The organism is Clostridium sp. AF34-13, assembly GCF_003477845.1.
Classification (GTDB): domain Bacteria; phylum Bacillota; class Clostridia; order Lachnospirales; family Lachnospiraceae; genus Butyribacter; species Butyribacter intestini.
Genome location: NZ_QUEB01000003.1, coordinates 141,495 through 157,997, shown reverse-complemented (window position 1 = coordinate 157,997; position 16,503 = coordinate 141,495). Strand labels below are relative to the sequence as shown.

Below are 16,503 nucleotides of genomic sequence, written 5' to 3'. Positions count from 1 at the left end.
GACAAATTATGATATGGAGTATATCCATTTCGCAAAGGATGAACCGTCCCTTTTTTGCTTTTTATTTATGTGTGCAAATGCATTTGAGGAGATAAAAAGATATTCACAGAATATTGAGTTGTACGAAAAGTCAGGTTTTGTGAGATTTAAGAAAACAAAAACAGAGAATAAAGGTTTTGTGTATTTAGAAAAAATAGAAAATAGAACGGAGAACATTAAAGATGAACATTACAGTGTATCTTGGGGCTTTTGAGGGAAATGACCCGGCATTAGTAGATGAAGTAAAGAAACTTGGAACATGGATTGGCGAGAGTGGACATTCCCTTATATACGGTGGTTCTAAGTCAGGACTTATGGGGGTGATAGCTGAGAGCGTATTAGAAGCAGGTGGAGATGTGACGGGTGTAGAACCACAGTTTTTTGTTGATGCCGAATTGCAATACGATGAGATAACTAAGCTTATAGTCACAGAAAATATGGAAGAAAGAAAAACAAAGATGATTGAACTTGGGGACGCATTTATTGCATTTCCGGGTGGAACAGGCACTTTGGAAGAAATTTCAGAGGTTATGTCAAAAGTATCTTTAAAGCAGCTTGATGCACCATGTATTTTGTATAATCTGAACGGTTATTATAATGGGCTTAAAGAACTTCTTGAACATATGATTAAAATGGGATTGTCCTCAGAGGAACGGCAGGAGGGCATATATTTTGTAGAAAACCTTGAGCAGATTAAGGAGATATTGGGTAGGAAATAGAGAAAGTCATGCATATAAAAAAATAAAGTAATTATTTTTAACAAATGTGGCAGGACTTCCGTGTACGACATTGTAAGTTGCCGTTATATTCAGATGGTCTACATCCGTATCTGCCCAGTCTGCAATGTTCTGCGGCAAACCGATACGGCGGTGAAGACTCGACAAGTGATAAAATGTCCTCTGATGTGTTAAATTCGTTCAGCCAGGCATGCACAATATTTACTGTACAGAATTATGGTGCAGGGCAATTAAAAAGATGTAAGAAAGTGCTTATTTTATATATTATCGAGGATGCGATAGTGACGGCTGGTGCGATATTTTTAATCTTACTGTCCGTCACATAGGTTTAAGATGGGGAGGGAATAGTGAATTACAACTTGTATTTCGGATGGATTTTTGGGATAATATAGGATATAATAACTGAATAAAAAATGTTGCTAAAAATGAGGTAGGATAATGAAATTAAGTATTAGAAACTTTGCAAAAATATTAAGAGCTGATATTGAGATTGATGGAATCACAATTATTGCGGGAAATAATAATATTGGTAAAAGTACGATAGGCAAAACTTTAGACGCTGTTTTCAATGCAACATATAATATAGATGAAAAGATGAATAATGCAAGAATTGATTCGTTGTCACATATGTTACGCAATGAAATTGAGCAAAACAGATATAAACATGATTTAAGATTCAGACATTATACAATGCGTACTTATAGTGAATTTGCTAAGGTCCTTTTAGAATGTGAATCAGCAGAACGGGAAGAAATCTGCAGAAAATATGAAGAGCGTATGCTTCCACAAAGTGATGACGAATCAGATTTTGTAGAAAAAGTAATTGGTTATTTAGAGGAAAATAAAAAAATATCGGATGAAGTATTTAGCAGGACGATATATACTAATTATTTTGAGGAATCATTTCATGGGGAGATAAATTCTTTATATGATAAAGAGGGTCTGGCAGAAATAGTTTTGTCAATAAAAGAAAAAGATATTCGATTAATTTTTAAAAAAGATGAGTGTATAGAAGAAAAACATCAATTTGAAATTTTAAATAACTCCATTTATATAGATGACCCTTTTGTTATAGACGAAATGAATCATATATTAACATTTGGAATATCAGAACTTTCGCTTCATAAGAGAAATATTTTACGAAAGTTGATTCAAAAAGAAGACAAAGAAGTAGAGGAAAAGGCGTTTTCTGATTTATTGGTAGCAAATAAACTTGAGGATATTATCAAGATTATTAACAGAGTGGCTGCCGGAAAAGTAGTAAAAAAACAAAAATATATGTACCAGTTTGCTGATGATTCTTCTAAGGAACTGGATGTTGCTTCATTGTCAACGGGAGTCAAAGCGTTTTTGATTTTGAAACAATTATTATTAAATGGAAATCTGAGCGATAAAGATGTTATTGTATTAGATGAGCCTGAAATACATTTACATCCGGAATGGCAGTTGTTATATGCAGAAACAATTGTATTGTTGCAGAAAAAATTTGATTTTCATATTGTTGTAACAACGCATAGTGCTCATTTTATGGAGGCTTTAGAGTTATATTCAAAAAAATATGAAATATCCGAAAGATGTAATTATTATCTGGCAGATATGCAGGAGAATGGAGCAGTTTTTGAAAATGTAACAAAAAATATAAGTAAGATATATAAACAGATGGTTGACCCAACTTTATTATTAAGCAGGTTAAGAGAGGAACTGGAAACAGAAGATGACGAATTATGAGCAGATTAAAGGGTTGTTTCAGAAATTTGCAGACAAATATGTATAGAAACAGAGCTTTCAAGTGCTTCAGAGGATAAGGCAGAAACAAAAAGAACGGGTGATAAGAAACTTGTTTATGAAAATAACAGGCAGGATTTGAAAATAATTGATATGGATGAGATTGCACATAATGTATATCGTATTGCACGGTTTCCGGATTCTGTTAAGGAAAGTGAATCACTTGCTTCAGCAGATGCGTTTGCAATCAGTTCTGAGGATATATGGTATTTTATAGAATTTAAAAATCAAAAAATATCAAAAGCAAAAGACTGCGTAACAAAAAAAGCGTTTCAAAACTGGTATTGGATTGTAGATATATTATATGAACTTAAAGATAAGAATAATATGCAATATAATACATTTAATTATGATAATCCTATTGCGTTTGCAAAAGAAAATGTAGTTTATATTTTGGTGGTTAGTGAGGAAAAAAATATTGTAGATGCTGATAAGATGCGTAAATGTCTTTTGGCTGGTCAAAAGTTTCAATCAGATTACATGAGAAAACTAGAAAAATATATTTTTAAAGAAGCATATATTTATACTCCTGAATTATTGGAAAATAATTTTGTTAAGCATTTTAAATATTAGGAATCATTGGTGAATATATCTCTTGCCATCTCCTAAAAAAGGACTATAATTTCATGCGGAAAAATCCAATAAAAAAGAAAAGAGATGTAAGACATGAAAGACAAAAGACTTATACTTAGAGGAGAGGTAGCACTTATTTTGGTAATCATAATAAACAGCATGGGCGTATTGCTTATGCTGCAATCAGGTTCCGGAATATCGGCAATATCAAGTGTACCGTACGCATTTAGTGAGGTATTTCCGAGATTATCACTTGGAAAAATTCTCGGACTCGAAATAGGTTTTCTGCAATTTTATAAATAATACTTGATGTACGGCAAAGCGTACGCTATAATATAAATGACATAATAGATTTCGTCAATTTGTAAAAGTATGTGTACTATTGATGAAATTGATAACTATATTTGTTTTATTAGCAAAACATATATAGATTTACAATTACGGATGAGAATAATATATTATTATTAAAAATGCCCCTTATCAGATTCCGCCACGATATGAGAAACTGGTAGGAAATCTTGATGGGATTATTTCGAGGAGAATAAATATACAACATCGGTTGGTCTATCAGGTATATGAAGATGAGTTTACAGAACATGATATAAAATATCAAGGAACAATAAAAATTATCCGAATGTGGACTCATTATGATAATGTAAGATAAAATTTATAATTTATCTGCACAAAAAATTAACAGGGATGTCGCAAGAAGTACTATAGAATATACTTAATGTGACAGCCTTGTTAATTTTATTTTACTCAACATAATAATCTTCATTTCTGAATTAAGAAATTCTTTTTGTAGTGGTATATTATGATGAATATATGCCATATGAGCATTTAGATGAAGATATTGAAATGATGAAAAAAGCAGGTATAAATACTGTGAGGATTGCCGAGGCTGCATGGAGCATTTGTGAGCCGTAGGAGGGTGTTTTTGATTTTTCCCATATGGAAAAAGTCATGAAAGTATTTAAGTTTGATTTACAGGGGGCGAGTGAGAATAACATGAAAAATAAAATTGACAATTTAATAAAAAAACTGATAAGCAGCGGCACTACAATATCAACGATGGAGAGCTGCACATCAGGTCTTATTGCATCCATGATAACCGACACGGAGGGGGCATCAGCAATCTTTCCGGGCGGATATGTGACTTATCTTAATCAGACTAAGATTTTTGTCGGTGTGGATGAAGGTATAATAAATAAATACGGTGTGTATTCAAACGAGTGTGCTAAGGCAATGGCACAGACTGTTAAGGAAAAATTGAATACGGATATAGCAATCGGTATAACGGGAACGACAGGAAATGTTGACCCCAATAATGCAGACAGTGTTCAGGGAAAAGTATATTTTTGTATAATTGCAGGTGAAAAAGTAAATTCTTTTGAGTTTGATGCTGATGTTAAGGGAATGGACAGACATGAGATTAAGTTGTTGTATGCTGAAAAAGTGTTTGAGAAGCTGGAAATATTAATAACTCAAACTTCCCACACCAATAAGGTGCGAATCCCATTTTAGGTATGGGAAGTCTTAGTAAAATATTGTTTGTGTCAGATAACATATGTTAAAATATAAATAATAAAATAATGTTAGAAATTAACTGTATATTTCAATTATTTCCTAAAAAAATGTAATATAATACAAAAAAATATAAATACATAAACAGGTTATGGTAAAACTGCAAAAGTATAAATATTCAAACAGCACAATACATAATTAGTTGCTGATATTTACATTTGCGGTAAAACATAGGAAAAATTGGAGGAAACAGAAATGAAAGACAAATACGGAAAAACTCTTATTGCGTGTTATCTTGGTTTTATTACACAGGCGATAGCGGCGAATTTTGCACCATTGTTGTTTTTAACTTTTAAAAGAACATATGGAATACCGATAAGCGAGATAGCATTTATATCAACAACATTTTTCTTCACGCAGCTTTTAATAGACTTGTTCTGTGCCAAATTTGTTGACCGCATCGGTTATAGAAAGTGCGTTGTTGCATCTGAAATATTTTCGGCAGCAGGACTTATAGGAATTGCAATATTGCCGGAGATTTTGCCAAATGCGTATGCAGGAATTATTATAAGCGTTATTGTTTATGCGATGGGAAGCGGTCTTATAGAAGTGCTTGTAAGTCCGATAGTAGAAGCCTGTCCGTTTGAAAATAAAAGCAGTGTAATGAGCCTGCTTCATTCATTTTACTGCTGGGGGTCGGTAGGAGTCATACTTTTATCGACAGCATTCTTTGCTGTATTTGGAATAGAAAACTGGCGGACACTCGCCTGCATATGGGCGTTAGTTCCTATTTATAATGTATTTAATTTCCTTAGTTGTCCTATAGAACGGCTGACAGAAGAAGGAGAGGGGCTTGCAATAAGAGACTTGTGCAGACTTCCGATATTCTGGATTTCTATAATACTTATGGTCTGTGCAGGTGCAAGCGAAATCTCAATGGCACAGTGGGCATCAGCCTATGTAGAATCGGCACTAGGACTTCCTAAGAGTGTCGGAGATATTATGGGACCGTGTCTGTTTGCAGTCGCAATGGGGATAAGCCGATTGTTTTATGGAAAGTACGGAGAAAAAGTTGACCTTATAAAATTTATGACAGGTTCAGGGGTGTTGTGTCTTGTATGCTATCTGCTGGCGGGACTTGGAGTCAATCCCATTGCCGGTCTTGCAGGCTGCATAATATGTGGTTTTTCAGTCGGCATAATGTGGCCTGGTACGATAAGCATAACATCAGTAAGGATAAAAGCAGGAGGAACAGCTCTTTTTGCATTACTGGCAATGGCAGGAGATATGGGAGGTTCGATAGGACCTGCAATAGTTGGATTTGTAACACAAAATGCCGGTAATAATCTCAAAGCAGGAATGCTTGCAGGATGTGTATTTCCGATAGTTCTGGTAATATCAGTATGTATGTTGAAAGTTATGAAAGTGAAGCAATGAAACTTCCTGCCATAGTTTTAAACTATGGCAAACTACAAAATAAAGATATTATACATATGTAATGGTGAAATGATAATATAACTTCAGAAAAACAAAAGTATTGTTACGAGCAAGCAGCAGAGCGAATTACAAATATACGCTTAACATATTGTTACTCGTAAATTAGTATTTAAAACTTTAACATAAGTATGAACAAAGAAACAAACAGGAGGTTATACAGATGAGTACATTAAAAACACCATTCAGATATGATTTTGTAGGAAGCTTTTTAAGACCACAGAAATTAAAAGATGCTAAGGCTGATTTTGCGGCAGGTAAGATTACACAGGACGAGCTTGAAAAAATAACAGATGACTGCGTCCGTGACATTGTCGCAAAGCAGAAAGCAGCAGGCTTTCATGCTATAACAGATGGAGAATTTCGCAGAAAGTTCTGGCATCTTGATTTTATGTGGGGATTTGAAGGTGTTGCTCATGAGAAAAAGGGCGGCGGAGTTCAGTTTAATGGAGAGATGGCAGACCTTGAAGCCACTTATCTTGTTGGCAGGGTTAAGGCAAAAGTACATCCATTTGTGGAATATTTTAAATTTCTTAAGCAGTTTGAGGATGAGAATACAGTGGCTAAATACACGATTCCTGCACCAGCACAGATGTACCAGCAGATGATAGTTCCTCAGAATATTGCTAAGACAAGAGAGTTTTATGAGGCGGATGATGAGCTTATACAGGATATAGGAACAGCATATCAGGAAGTTATCGCACAGTTTTATGAGGCTGGATGCCGTAATCTTCAGTTTGATGATTGCACATGGGGTGCGATTGTAGGGGATGCCGCAAAACAGAGATATAAATCACTCGGACTTGATATTGAAGATGTAAAGGCACAGCTTTTGAAAGTAAATAATCTTGCACTTGAAAAGAAACCGGAAGATATGGTTATAACATCACATATCTGTAGAGGTAATTATCATTCTACATTCTTTACAAGCGGACCTTATGATTCAGTTGCAGATTATGTATTTGCACAGGAAAATGTTGATGCACTTTTATTAGAGTATGATGATGAGAGATCCGGTGGATTTGCACCGCTTGCAAAAGTTTCACCTGATAAGAAAGTTGTTCTTGGTCTTATAACAACTAAGAAACCTGAACTTGAGGACAAGGAAACCGTAAAGGCAAGAATTGAACAGGCTGCAAAATACATTACGCTTGACCGTTTATGTTTAAGTCCACAGTGCGGATTTGCTTCGTGTGAGATTGGAAATAAACTTACGGAAGAACAGCAGTGGGCAAAACTTGCACTTGTGAAAGAGATAGCAGAAGAAGTCTGGAAATAAAGAAAGACTACCGTTAAAACAAAACAGACAGAGGGTTTTAGAGCTGTTACTATTTACACTATATATCGGGCAATAAAGAAACTAATTATATATTGTGTTATGAGCAAGTATAAAAGCAGATTGAAAATATTCGCTTGACTTATGTATATATATATATATGAAAGTTTTGCAAATGTCTGGAGATATATAGGTGAATAGTAGGCAGAAACCTCTGTCTTTTTTTCTTTGTCAGCGTAAAATTTTATTTGGATAAACAAAAAAGAAATTATTTTGTATTTAGATTTTATTAGCGTGAAGCTTTATCTAAATAAATAGAAAAGACACCATTTTGTGTTTGCTTTTTGCAAAGGTAGAAAATAAAAATAAGCAATGTTATAATGTAATGCAAAGGTTTAAATCAAATAATAATGTAACAATTAGAGGTATAAGAATACTTTGGGGTATTATATTGAATAATTTGCGGAGTTGTTAAAAGCAAAGTTTTAATTTTACTATAATTGCAAGTATGACACGGGTTATCAGACTTTGATTTATTTTTAGGAGGCAGAGTTTTATGGATGAAAGATTAAAAAAACAGCTTGATTTTGCATTGGAGATAGATAAGGAAAAAAATATATTCAGACAGACACATCTGTCAGGTCACGGCAGAAATGAAAATGATGCGGAACACGCATGGCATATGGCAATCATGGCATATCTGTTAAAAGAGTATTCAAATGAACCGGTGGATATTGGAAAAGTTATGCTTATGTGCCTGATACATGATATAGTGGAGATAGATGCAGGTGATACATATGCGTATGATGCTGAAAATCTTAAGACGCAGAAAGCAAGAGAAGATGCGGCAAAAGAGAGGATATTTTCAATACTCCCGGAGGAACAGAAAGACGAACTTATAAAGCTGTTTGATGAGTTTGAGGAATTTAAGACAGCGGAGTCAAAATTTGCTCATGCGATGGACAATCTCCAGCCTTTAATCTTAAATAACAGTAATGGTGGCGGTGACTGGAGAGAACATGGTGTGACGGCAGAGCAGGTGTACGGCAGACAGAGCAAAACAAAACTTGGCTCTGAGCGTCTGTATGATGTTATTGACAGAATTATAAAGGAGAACATTGTTAAAGGGAACATAAAGCCGATTTAAAAATATTTTATAGGAGTGTTCGTACGCTTTATAGCATCGTGTTTGTCAGCAGATAAAAGTCTACTATTAGGGAAAAAATGTAATGTCGGGTTCTGTTATCAAGGAACTTCCGGTAGCTCTTGAATGTGAACTTATCAAAGTCATAGATGACAATAAGTATCTTGGCAGAATTAAAAATGTAAGTGTTGATGAGAGCGTATTAGGTGGGGATGGAGCGAAGTTAAAATAAGATTTTTGTTTGACTTTTTTTTAAAACACAAATATAATAATTAACGAACGAGTAGCAGACTAGCGTAAATCCAGTTTTGTTACTCGTTTTTTATGTGTGTCTTATCACACATATTGATAAATTATTCTTGATCCAATCATGATTTATGGAATTGGTCCGGTTCCTGAGATGGGAGTAGAGGGTGCTGCATATGCTACTGTAATCGGACAGGTTGTATCTACTGTATTGTTGTTTATTTTCCATATTAAATTAAATAATGAATTTGAGCATAGAGTAAAATTCATGAAACCGAATGGCAGAATTATCAGGGAAATCTATGCGATTGGACTCCCTGCAATTATTGCACAGGCATTAATGTCTATCATGGTATATGTGATGAATCTGATTTTGAAGTTCAGTTCGTCAGCACAGACAGCATATGGATTGTTCTATAAGGTACAGCAGTTTGTACTGTTCCTCGCCTTTGGACTTAGAGATGCAATCACACCAATTATTGCTTTTGGGTATGGAATGAGGAGTAAAAAGAGGATAAATGACGGAATCAAATACGGACTTGTTTATACGATTGTACTTATGATTGTAGGTGTGGCAATTACGGAGATTTTTCCGGGGGCTTTTGCAACTTTATTTAATGCAGGACAATCAAGAGGATATTTTGTTGGAGCAATGAGAATTATTTCCATAGGTTTTATTTTTGCAGGAATAAATGTAGCATATCAGGGAATATATCAGGCGTTGGACGGTGGCATCGAGTCACTGGTTATTTCGCTTCTCAGACAATTTGTGATTATTTTACCATTGGCGGGTATTTTTTCAATTTTTGTAAGAAACGGTCAGATGGGAATTTCATTGATATGGTGGGCATTTCCGATAACGGAAGTAGTAGCTTGTGCAGTTGGATATGTATTTTTAAAGAGAATAAGAAGAAATAAAGTGGAAAGTATAAGTAAAGTATGATTTGGGTCAGAAAAAGTGCAGAGTAAAGTGTGATTTAGGTTGGAAAAAGTGTAGAATAAGGTGTGATTTAGGTCGGAAAAAGTGTAGAATAAAGTATGATTTAGGTCAGAAAAAATGTAGAGCGGTATGTTGAATAGAACGGAAAAAATGTGATATACTCTTTTAAAGAGGTGATGATGAATGTATAGATTTGCGATAGAAAGTCTTTTGCAGTGGAAAGAAAAAGAAAACAGAAAACCTTTGCTCTTAATGGGTGCGAGACAGGTTGGAAAAACATGGTTAATGAAAGAATTTGGAAAAAAATATTATGATAAAGTCGTAAAGTTTGAAAGCATATTTTGAGAAATATCATCCCGAAAAAGCAGTACGATTTTCATCAAAAAAGTATATTGATCAGGGCTGGATGGAAAATATTCCATTATATGCGGTTTGCAATTTATAATATACTCAACTCCAAAATCCAGATGTTTCGCATCTGTAGCACTTTGTGTTATATGATTTTGTCGTTCACAAATTCGGTACAGGAGAACAGGTTCTCCTGCATTGCGAATTTGTGATATAATAATCATTAGAGAAAAATATAAGGAGACAAAATCATGAACATAGAAATAAAAGAATACACGAAAAACTAGTTAAAGATTGTCTTGCACAGGGAAAAGAGCATGGTTTTAGAGTATTACAGTTCAATGCTGTTGTAGCGTCAAATATTCATGCAAGACATCTTTATGAGAGACTCGGATTTGAGCAGCTCGGAACAATATCGGGTGGATTTCGTATGAAAGATGGGCATTATGAAGATATTTGTCCGTATTATCATGTGCTTTAAAAGTTTAATATAGTAAACTTTATCTCCTAAAAATTGAATTATCTCCTAAAATGAGATATGATGTAGGAGATAAATGACAGGAAATGGAAAAATGAAAACATATATAAACAAATCTAATGATGAAATCATAAAAAAACATATAGCAAACATGAATGAATTTTGCATTGAAAATATAGATTTTGAGCAGGGAAAAGAACAGCTTCAAATGATATACAGATATTATGTTAAGAGGTTTTCAAGTGATGAAATATCATATAAAAATCTTATTATATTAAAAGATGAAATGAGTCGCGATGTTAATATCGGTGAAAATTACAACAAAAATACAAGTCACTGGATGAAATATTTTGTTTCATGCAGTGGCAGTGAATGGAAAGAATTGTGGCAGGCATTATAAAATGACTTTATCTGTTCACATCCTACAAGATTTACTCATTGATGCATGGTCTGACAGATAATGGCTAATGTCATGTTCATGTTTGCAAGTGGGCAGTAAGTTTGCTATTGCATCTGCTTATATTATATATAATACTCATTAAAAGTAAAATAGAAATTTTAACAAAACTTATATCGTATTTTCGGCAAATTTGTACGAATATTTTCTAGTTCAGTGTCTAGCGTAGAGTGCTATATACTTGCCATGATTTCGCACTTTAGCTGCTACTTCAGTATCCATTTCTTGTGATTATTTGACAGGCTGGTGTCTGAGAGTAATACATTTATAAATAATACTAAATAATAGTTTAAAAGTCTTTGCATGGAATTGATAAATAAATAAAGTATAATATCATTGAACAAGTTGTTTAATAAAATAAGCTACATTTATGTTACAGGATATAAGGATGAGGAGGAACATAGATATGAAAAAGAAAATAATTATACCATTAAGTATTATCGTAATTGTATTTTTAGTGGCAAATATTGTTACATACGCATATTCAAATGAAAATTTATTTGAATTTTTCTTTGCTGATAACAACGCTGTACAGAAGAAAATAACAAATAATCTTTTAACAAGAGAAAATCAAAAAATTGAAATTGACAATTATATTATTAATCTGAAAGAAAGCCTGTGTGAAAAGAAAACACAGCTTGGATATCTGGTGATTTCAGTTTCCGATAAAAATGGTAATAAAGTGGATGCAGATATCGACAAAAAAAATAATACAATAAAATCATTTGGAGAAGATAATCGTTTTACATTTGAGTATGAAGCAACAGGTACATTTACTAAATATGCAGAATATAAAGGGAATAAATTATATATTTATGTTTCTTTTGAGATAAATAATGAAATTTGGCAGGATACAGACTTAAACAAATGCATAAAGATTACAGATACAGCAAAGAGAATCAATAAGAAATATAAGCAGTATAATTTTGATTTAAAATTTGCTGAAAATTGTAAAAAATTCAAGTCAAAAGATGGTGTATTATATCTGTCACCATTAGGTCTGAGATTTTTGACAGATACTACTATGGATGAGCTTGTAATCGCAATAAAAGATGAAAATGACAAAACAATTAATAGTTTTAGCAATAGTGATAATATGCTCAGTGAATCCGGTAAAAGGTACAAGGATATAACTAAAGTTCAGTATGCAGCAGAATTTGATGAATTGTTAGATATTAAGAAGATAAATAATATTTATATCAACAGAAATAAATTGGAAGAAGTTAAGTAACAATACGATGTAAAATAAGGAGATTTCTAATGATCATTGACAGAAAAAATGTTGAAGACACTTTTAAAAAATATACTGATAATTATGATACAAGTGATGAGAAGATTAAACTTAAGGTTGACCACACCTACCGGGTGGCGGCTCTTAGTGAGAGGATAGCAATATCACTTGGACTTGATAAATCTGATACAGACCTTGCGTGGCTTATCGGTATGTTGCATGATATAGGCAGATTTGAACAGTTAAAAAATTATGGGACTTTTTCGGATGCCGATTCCATAGACCATGCACACTATGGAGTTGAACTTTTGTTTGATGAGGGGCTTATATGGAAATTTGTTGATAAAACTAAACCAAAGGCAGATATTGAAGATGATAAATCAGAAGATAAGTTAAAAAAGGAATTTTCGGAGCTTGATATATTAAAAACTGCGATTTTTAATCACAGTGCATATCGCATTGAAGAAGGACTTCCTGAAAAAGTACAGATGTTTTGCAATATTATAAGGGATGCTGACAAGATAGATATATTAAAAGTGAATTATGATGTAACACTTGAGGTTATTTATGATGTAACAACGGAAGCTCTTAAAAATTCTAAAGTGACTGGGGAGGTTATGACGGCATTTATGGAGCATCATGCCGTACTTAGAAGTCTTAAAAAGACACCTATAGACAATCTTGTCGGTCATGCGGCACTTGTGTTTGAACTTGTTTATAATGAGAGTTTTAAGATAGTGAAAGAGCAGGGTTATCTTAAAAAGATGCTTTCTTTTAAATCTGCTAATAAAGAAACGGTAAAACAGTTTGAGTTACTTAACAGAGATATGGACGATTTTTTGAGAACAAAAAATTAGTTGGAATATTTCTTCAACTGTAATAAGTTATGACAGATGGATGTTAGAAGATGGAAATAACCATTTAGGCGTTAAAATCGACCATTTAGACATGATTTCACACAAGAAACATTTAATGTGGTAAAATGTAATTGTAAGAACAATGTAGCGTATTTTAAATATTAAAAAGGGAGGAGATTGTATGATGAAGATTAGAAAAAAAATTGTAGCATATGCGATGGTCGCAGTGCTTTCACTTCAAAGTGCATCGATTTCAAAAGCAGCCGTATATATTGATTATGGTTTGCAAAGCAAAAATGCTACTGTGTCAGAAGTGAGTGGTTTTAGTGACAAATGGGCAACGATTATTAAAAATGCAATAAAATCATGGAATAATTCAGGTGCAGGAGTTAAGGTAGCCCAGTCGGCAAATCCTGTCAGCACTTTGGAAGTTGATTCTTATGCCGATAGCTGGTATGGTCTTACGCAAATATTGCAGCTAGATAATGGTTATATAAGCAAAGCAGGTATAAAGATAAATCATAGAACAATATCAGGTGATGCCTCCAATTTCAATAGATTTGCCCAGAGTACGGTTGCTCATGAAATAGGGCATTTATATTGGCTTGCGGACAATCCGGTTGAGTCACCAGCGGGATATGATATGTCTCTTATGAATCACGGACGAAACAGAAATAAAATATATGAGCCACAGGTTTTCGATGTTTCAAATGTAAAAAGAAAATACAGCAGTAAAGCTGCTTATGATATATCAGATAGTATGACTGACGATACCGTAAATTATATAAGTGTAGATGAACCTGAGTACAATAAGGCTTCAAAATTTGTAAAGGCGGCGGATATACTTGTTTCGGGAACTGTTGCTGCACAGGAAACAAAAATGCTTGAAACAGGTACAGATAAAGAGAAAATGCCATATACGATATATAAGATTGAAGTTAAGGATAAATATAAGGGTGATTGCAGCAGTACGATATATGCAAAAAGACTTGGTGGAAAAATAGATGGCAGAGATAATATATTATCGGGTGCGGCTGACATAAATGTAGGAGAGTCATATGTATTTGCATTGAAAGATTATGGAAATGGTGATTATGGTTTTGTAAATACAACACAGTCTGCAATGGCACTAAAAAAATCTTCTATATATGAATATGGCGGCATCAACAGAAAGGATGTGCTTGCTTTAGCAGATACGGCATCTGTCCGGCGTATGGCTGCGGATGAAAAAATATATGGAACGGAGAAAGAATTAAAAAAAGCATCCGATGTTGTGGTAATAGGTGAGGTTATAGATTACTCATATGAAGTTATTGAGGATAATTTATATACTATATGGAAAGTAAAAGCTGACAGAGTTGAAAAAGGAAAAGAAAAGTCAGAGATTATTTATATAAAAACACTTGGTGGAAGAAAAGATACCTTAATAAGTCTTGTGGAAAATATGACAAAGATAGAATGTGGAAATTCATATAAGTTTTATCTTAAAGATTATGGTACAGATTATTATGGACTGACAAATTACAGTGAGAGTATTATAAAACTCAGGGTGGTGACTATTATAGATTAATAAATTATACCAACGGCATTTTTCAGAGAGAGCATTATGATTTTCCAATGAAATTTATACAAAGAGCAAGCCGAAAGGCTTGCTCTTTTATACACTTTATACATAAGTAATTATCACACTTCCGAATTTAACTTCTCCCGTCAGATAAACAACAGGTGAACCGGTACTTTTATTGCGATTTCGTTCTTCTATAGCACCTGCAAAAACTGAAGCTTTCGGTATAATCTGCCATTCTTTTGGAATGAAAAGCTGTGTAGAACCAAAACTCTGTCTGACATGGATCTCAGCAGACTCAGATATTATCTTTGCACTGTCAAAGTAAACTTTGAGTTCTCCGAATGAGCAGTCGAGGTCTGCTTTTTTAAAATCACCCGTGTTTATATATTTAGCTGATGCTCCAAAGCGGTTACTTCCATAGAAAGTATCGTTTGTATCTTCATTAAATACAGTCTGATGTCTGCCAACTTTGTCAGGGTCATCATAATCGTCCCATTCTGCGTGCTTGTTTTGGTTTGAATATTTATAGTTAAAATTCTTTTTTGGAAACAACATTGAAAAACCTATTGTCAGCAGTAAAGCAACAATAATAACAATTTTTGTTGATATATGCGGAAGTCCTAAAATGTTGTCAAATATTATCCATAAAAAGGCAAGTGAGAAGAAGAAACCTGCGAAACTTCTTTCTATAATTGAATTTATCGCTGTTCCGACAAAGATAACACCTAATATAAGTTTAGTTATGCTTACCGCAAGTGTTACAATGTGAAGCTGGCATAAGATAAGATAGCAGGCTACTGCGATGAGCATAAGCCCCCAAAAAATTGAATTTCTGTTTCTGTTCATGTTTAACCTCTTTTCCGTGCCTGATATGGCACTAAAATGTGTAAAGTTATTGTTGAAATTTTGCCGGTACCGTAATATGACAGGTTTATGTCAAATGATTTAAAATGCTGTGTAATATGTAATGCTATTATTTATGATAATTTAGTGTATGATGATTTTACAATTTGTGAAATCGCCTCTCCTCCATTTTATTTTTCAGCATTTTATAATATGCTCTTGAAACATAAACTTCTTTGTGCGTGTTATTAAATGATATAACACTTGATGCAGCAAGGTTTCTCTGTATTGAGTAGATAAGACTGCTGTTTACTATGGCTGATTTTGATATCCTGATAAAGGCTGCCGGGAGAATTTCTTCAAGTTCATAAAGTTTATATTTGGTTTCATACGCATCTGTTGCAGTATGAGCATATATAACAGAACTTTCTGTTTGAAAAAATAATATATCATTTAGGTTCATATAATATTCGGTATCGCCCTTGTAAAAAATTATCTGGTTTAAACTGCCGTTTCCGGCATCATAGCTGGCAAGCATTTGTTGTAGTTTGATAATATCCGGTGTAAGTTTGTGGCATTTGATGATGATTTCAGGTTCGCCTTCATCTGTCATTTCTAATAGTATTTTCAATTTTTTCATTCTCCCTTTTATAGTATTTCAGGTAATTGCAAAATATCATTTTTCAATATAAAATTGAATTTATTTTAGTCATAGATATGATAGTTTAGCAAATGCCTATATTGATGTCCCTTACATGATAAGATTAAAACATATGAGAGATTTTATGTAAATAGGATTTTGGCAAGAGGTAGATTTTTGATGGTAAGAGGTGAAAAATGATAGATTACCTGCTTGTATGGGCATATGAAAATTGATATAATTTAAAATACTATCAAGGAAATCACCAACTTTTATTGTGCATAGCCATAAATGATTGGTGAGGGCTTGCTTGTATCAGAAGGG

Annotated in this window: 20 protein-coding genes and 2 pseudogenes; 20 read left to right on the top strand and 2 right to left on the bottom strand. The window is 33.5% G+C overall.

Annotation, left to right across the window (positions count from 1 at the left end; genetic code table 11):
* Positions 1–13: 13 nt before the first annotated feature.
* The 20 genes and pseudogenes from DWZ63_RS15620 to DWZ63_RS03960 all read left to right on the top strand — a co-directional run bounded on the left by DWZ63_RS15620 (position 14) and on the right by DWZ63_RS03960 (position 14,699).
* Positions 14–253, top strand: coding sequence for a hypothetical protein (locus tag DWZ63_RS15620; protein WP_055945225.1), 240 nt, complete (start codon positions 14–16; stop codon positions 251–253).
* Positions 222–758, top strand: coding sequence for a TIGR00730 family Rossman fold protein (locus DWZ63_RS04045; protein ID WP_118498793.1), 537 nt, complete (start codon positions 222–224; stop codon positions 756–758). The genes DWZ63_RS15620 and DWZ63_RS04045 overlap by 32 nt, the downstream gene beginning before the upstream one ends.
* 77 nt (positions 759–835) lie before the next feature.
* A complete protein-coding gene (locus DWZ63_RS15530; protein WP_147353200.1) occupies positions 836–1,102 on the top strand; it encodes a hypothetical protein in 267 nt (88 codons plus the stop codon).
* Between the two features lie 112 nt (positions 1,103–1,214).
* A complete protein-coding gene (locus tag DWZ63_RS04040) occupies positions 1,215–2,504 on the top strand; it encodes an AAA family ATPase (RefSeq protein WP_055945220.1) in 1,290 nt (429 codons plus the stop codon).
* Positions 2,505–2,639: 135 nt separating this feature from the next.
* A complete protein-coding gene (locus tag DWZ63_RS04035) occupies positions 2,640–3,134 on the top strand; it encodes a hypothetical protein (protein WP_118498791.1) in 495 nt (164 codons plus the stop codon).
* Positions 3,135–3,227: 93 nt separating this feature from the next.
* Positions 3,228–3,437, top strand: a complete 210-nt coding sequence (locus DWZ63_RS04030) for a DUF6198 family protein (RefSeq protein WP_055945214.1) — start codon at positions 3,228–3,230, stop codon at positions 3,435–3,437.
* Positions 3,438–3,591: 154 nt separating this feature from the next.
* Entirely contained in the window at positions 3,592–3,798 is a 207-nt protein-coding gene (locus DWZ63_RS04025) for a Txe/YoeB family addiction module toxin (RefSeq protein ID WP_082440774.1), read from the top strand.
* 140 nt (positions 3,799–3,938) lie between these two features.
* Positions 3,939–4,061 (top strand): beta-galactosidase, encoded by a 123-nt coding sequence (locus tag DWZ63_RS04020; RefSeq protein WP_312032823.1) that lies wholly within the window; start codon positions 3,939–3,941, stop codon positions 4,059–4,061.
* A 36-nt stretch (positions 4,062–4,097) separates the two neighbouring features.
* Positions 4,098–4,658, top strand: coding sequence for a CinA family protein (locus DWZ63_RS04015; RefSeq protein ID WP_243020476.1), 561 nt, complete (start codon positions 4,098–4,100; stop codon positions 4,656–4,658).
* 255 nt (positions 4,659–4,913) lie between these two features.
* On the top strand, positions 4,914–6,095 hold the full coding sequence (locus tag DWZ63_RS04010; RefSeq protein WP_118498789.1) for an MFS transporter: 1,182 nt from the start codon (positions 4,914–4,916) through the stop codon (positions 6,093–6,095).
* Between the two features lie 220 nt (positions 6,096–6,315).
* On the top strand, positions 6,316–7,431 hold the full coding sequence (locus tag DWZ63_RS04005; protein ID WP_118498787.1) for a 5-methyltetrahydropteroyltriglutamate--homocysteine S-methyltransferase: 1,116 nt from the start codon (positions 6,316–6,318) through the stop codon (positions 7,429–7,431).
* A gap of 553 nt (positions 7,432–7,984) precedes the next feature.
* Positions 7,985–8,575, top strand: a complete 591-nt coding sequence (locus tag DWZ63_RS04000; protein ID WP_055945201.1) for an HD domain-containing protein — start codon at positions 7,985–7,987, stop codon at positions 8,573–8,575.
* Positions 8,576–8,657: 82 nt separating this feature from the next.
* Complete coding sequence (locus DWZ63_RS03995) at positions 8,658–8,804, top strand: hypothetical protein (protein WP_243020475.1); 147 nt, start codon at positions 8,658–8,660, stop codon at positions 8,802–8,804.
* Between the two features lie 138 nt (positions 8,805–8,942).
* Positions 8,943–9,761, top strand: a complete 819-nt coding sequence (locus DWZ63_RS03990) for an MATE family efflux transporter (protein ID WP_347474821.1) — start codon at positions 8,943–8,945, stop codon at positions 9,759–9,761.
* A gap of 180 nt (positions 9,762–9,941) precedes the next feature.
* Positions 9,942–10,079: pseudogene (locus DWZ63_RS03985) on the top strand (AAA family ATPase); the annotation flags it as partial.
* Positions 10,080–10,359: 280 nt separating this feature from the next.
* Positions 10,360–10,587, top strand: a pseudogene (locus DWZ63_RS03980) (GNAT family N-acetyltransferase); the annotation flags it as partial.
* Positions 10,588–10,678: 91 nt separating this feature from the next.
* Positions 10,679–10,984 (top strand): hypothetical protein, encoded by a 306-nt coding sequence (locus DWZ63_RS03975; RefSeq protein ID WP_147353199.1) that lies wholly within the window; start codon positions 10,679–10,681, stop codon positions 10,982–10,984.
* A gap of 463 nt (positions 10,985–11,447) precedes the next feature.
* On the top strand, positions 11,448–12,272 hold the full coding sequence (locus DWZ63_RS03970; protein WP_118498783.1) for a hypothetical protein: 825 nt from the start codon (positions 11,448–11,450) through the stop codon (positions 12,270–12,272).
* Positions 12,273–12,301: 29 nt separating this feature from the next.
* Entirely contained in the window at positions 12,302–13,129 is an 828-nt protein-coding gene (locus DWZ63_RS03965; RefSeq protein ID WP_118498781.1) for an HD domain-containing protein, read from the top strand.
* A 181-nt stretch (positions 13,130–13,310) separates the two neighbouring features.
* Positions 13,311–14,699 (top strand): hypothetical protein, encoded by a 1,389-nt coding sequence (locus tag DWZ63_RS03960; protein ID WP_118498780.1) that lies wholly within the window; start codon positions 13,311–13,313, stop codon positions 14,697–14,699.
* 96 nt (positions 14,700–14,795) lie between these two features.
* Here the strand turns inward: DWZ63_RS03960 and DWZ63_RS03955 are convergent, their stop codons facing one another.
* A complete protein-coding gene (locus DWZ63_RS03955) occupies positions 14,796–15,542 on the bottom strand; it encodes a hypothetical protein (protein WP_022014842.1) in 747 nt (248 codons plus the stop codon).
* A 157-nt stretch (positions 15,543–15,699) separates the two neighbouring features.
* Positions 15,700–16,170 carry a LytTR family DNA-binding domain-containing protein gene (locus DWZ63_RS03950; RefSeq protein WP_022014843.1) on the bottom strand — a complete coding sequence of 157 codons (471 nt, stop codon included), beginning with the start codon at positions 16,168–16,170 and terminating at the stop codon, positions 15,700–15,702.
* Between the last annotated feature and the right edge of the window lie 333 nt (positions 16,171–16,503).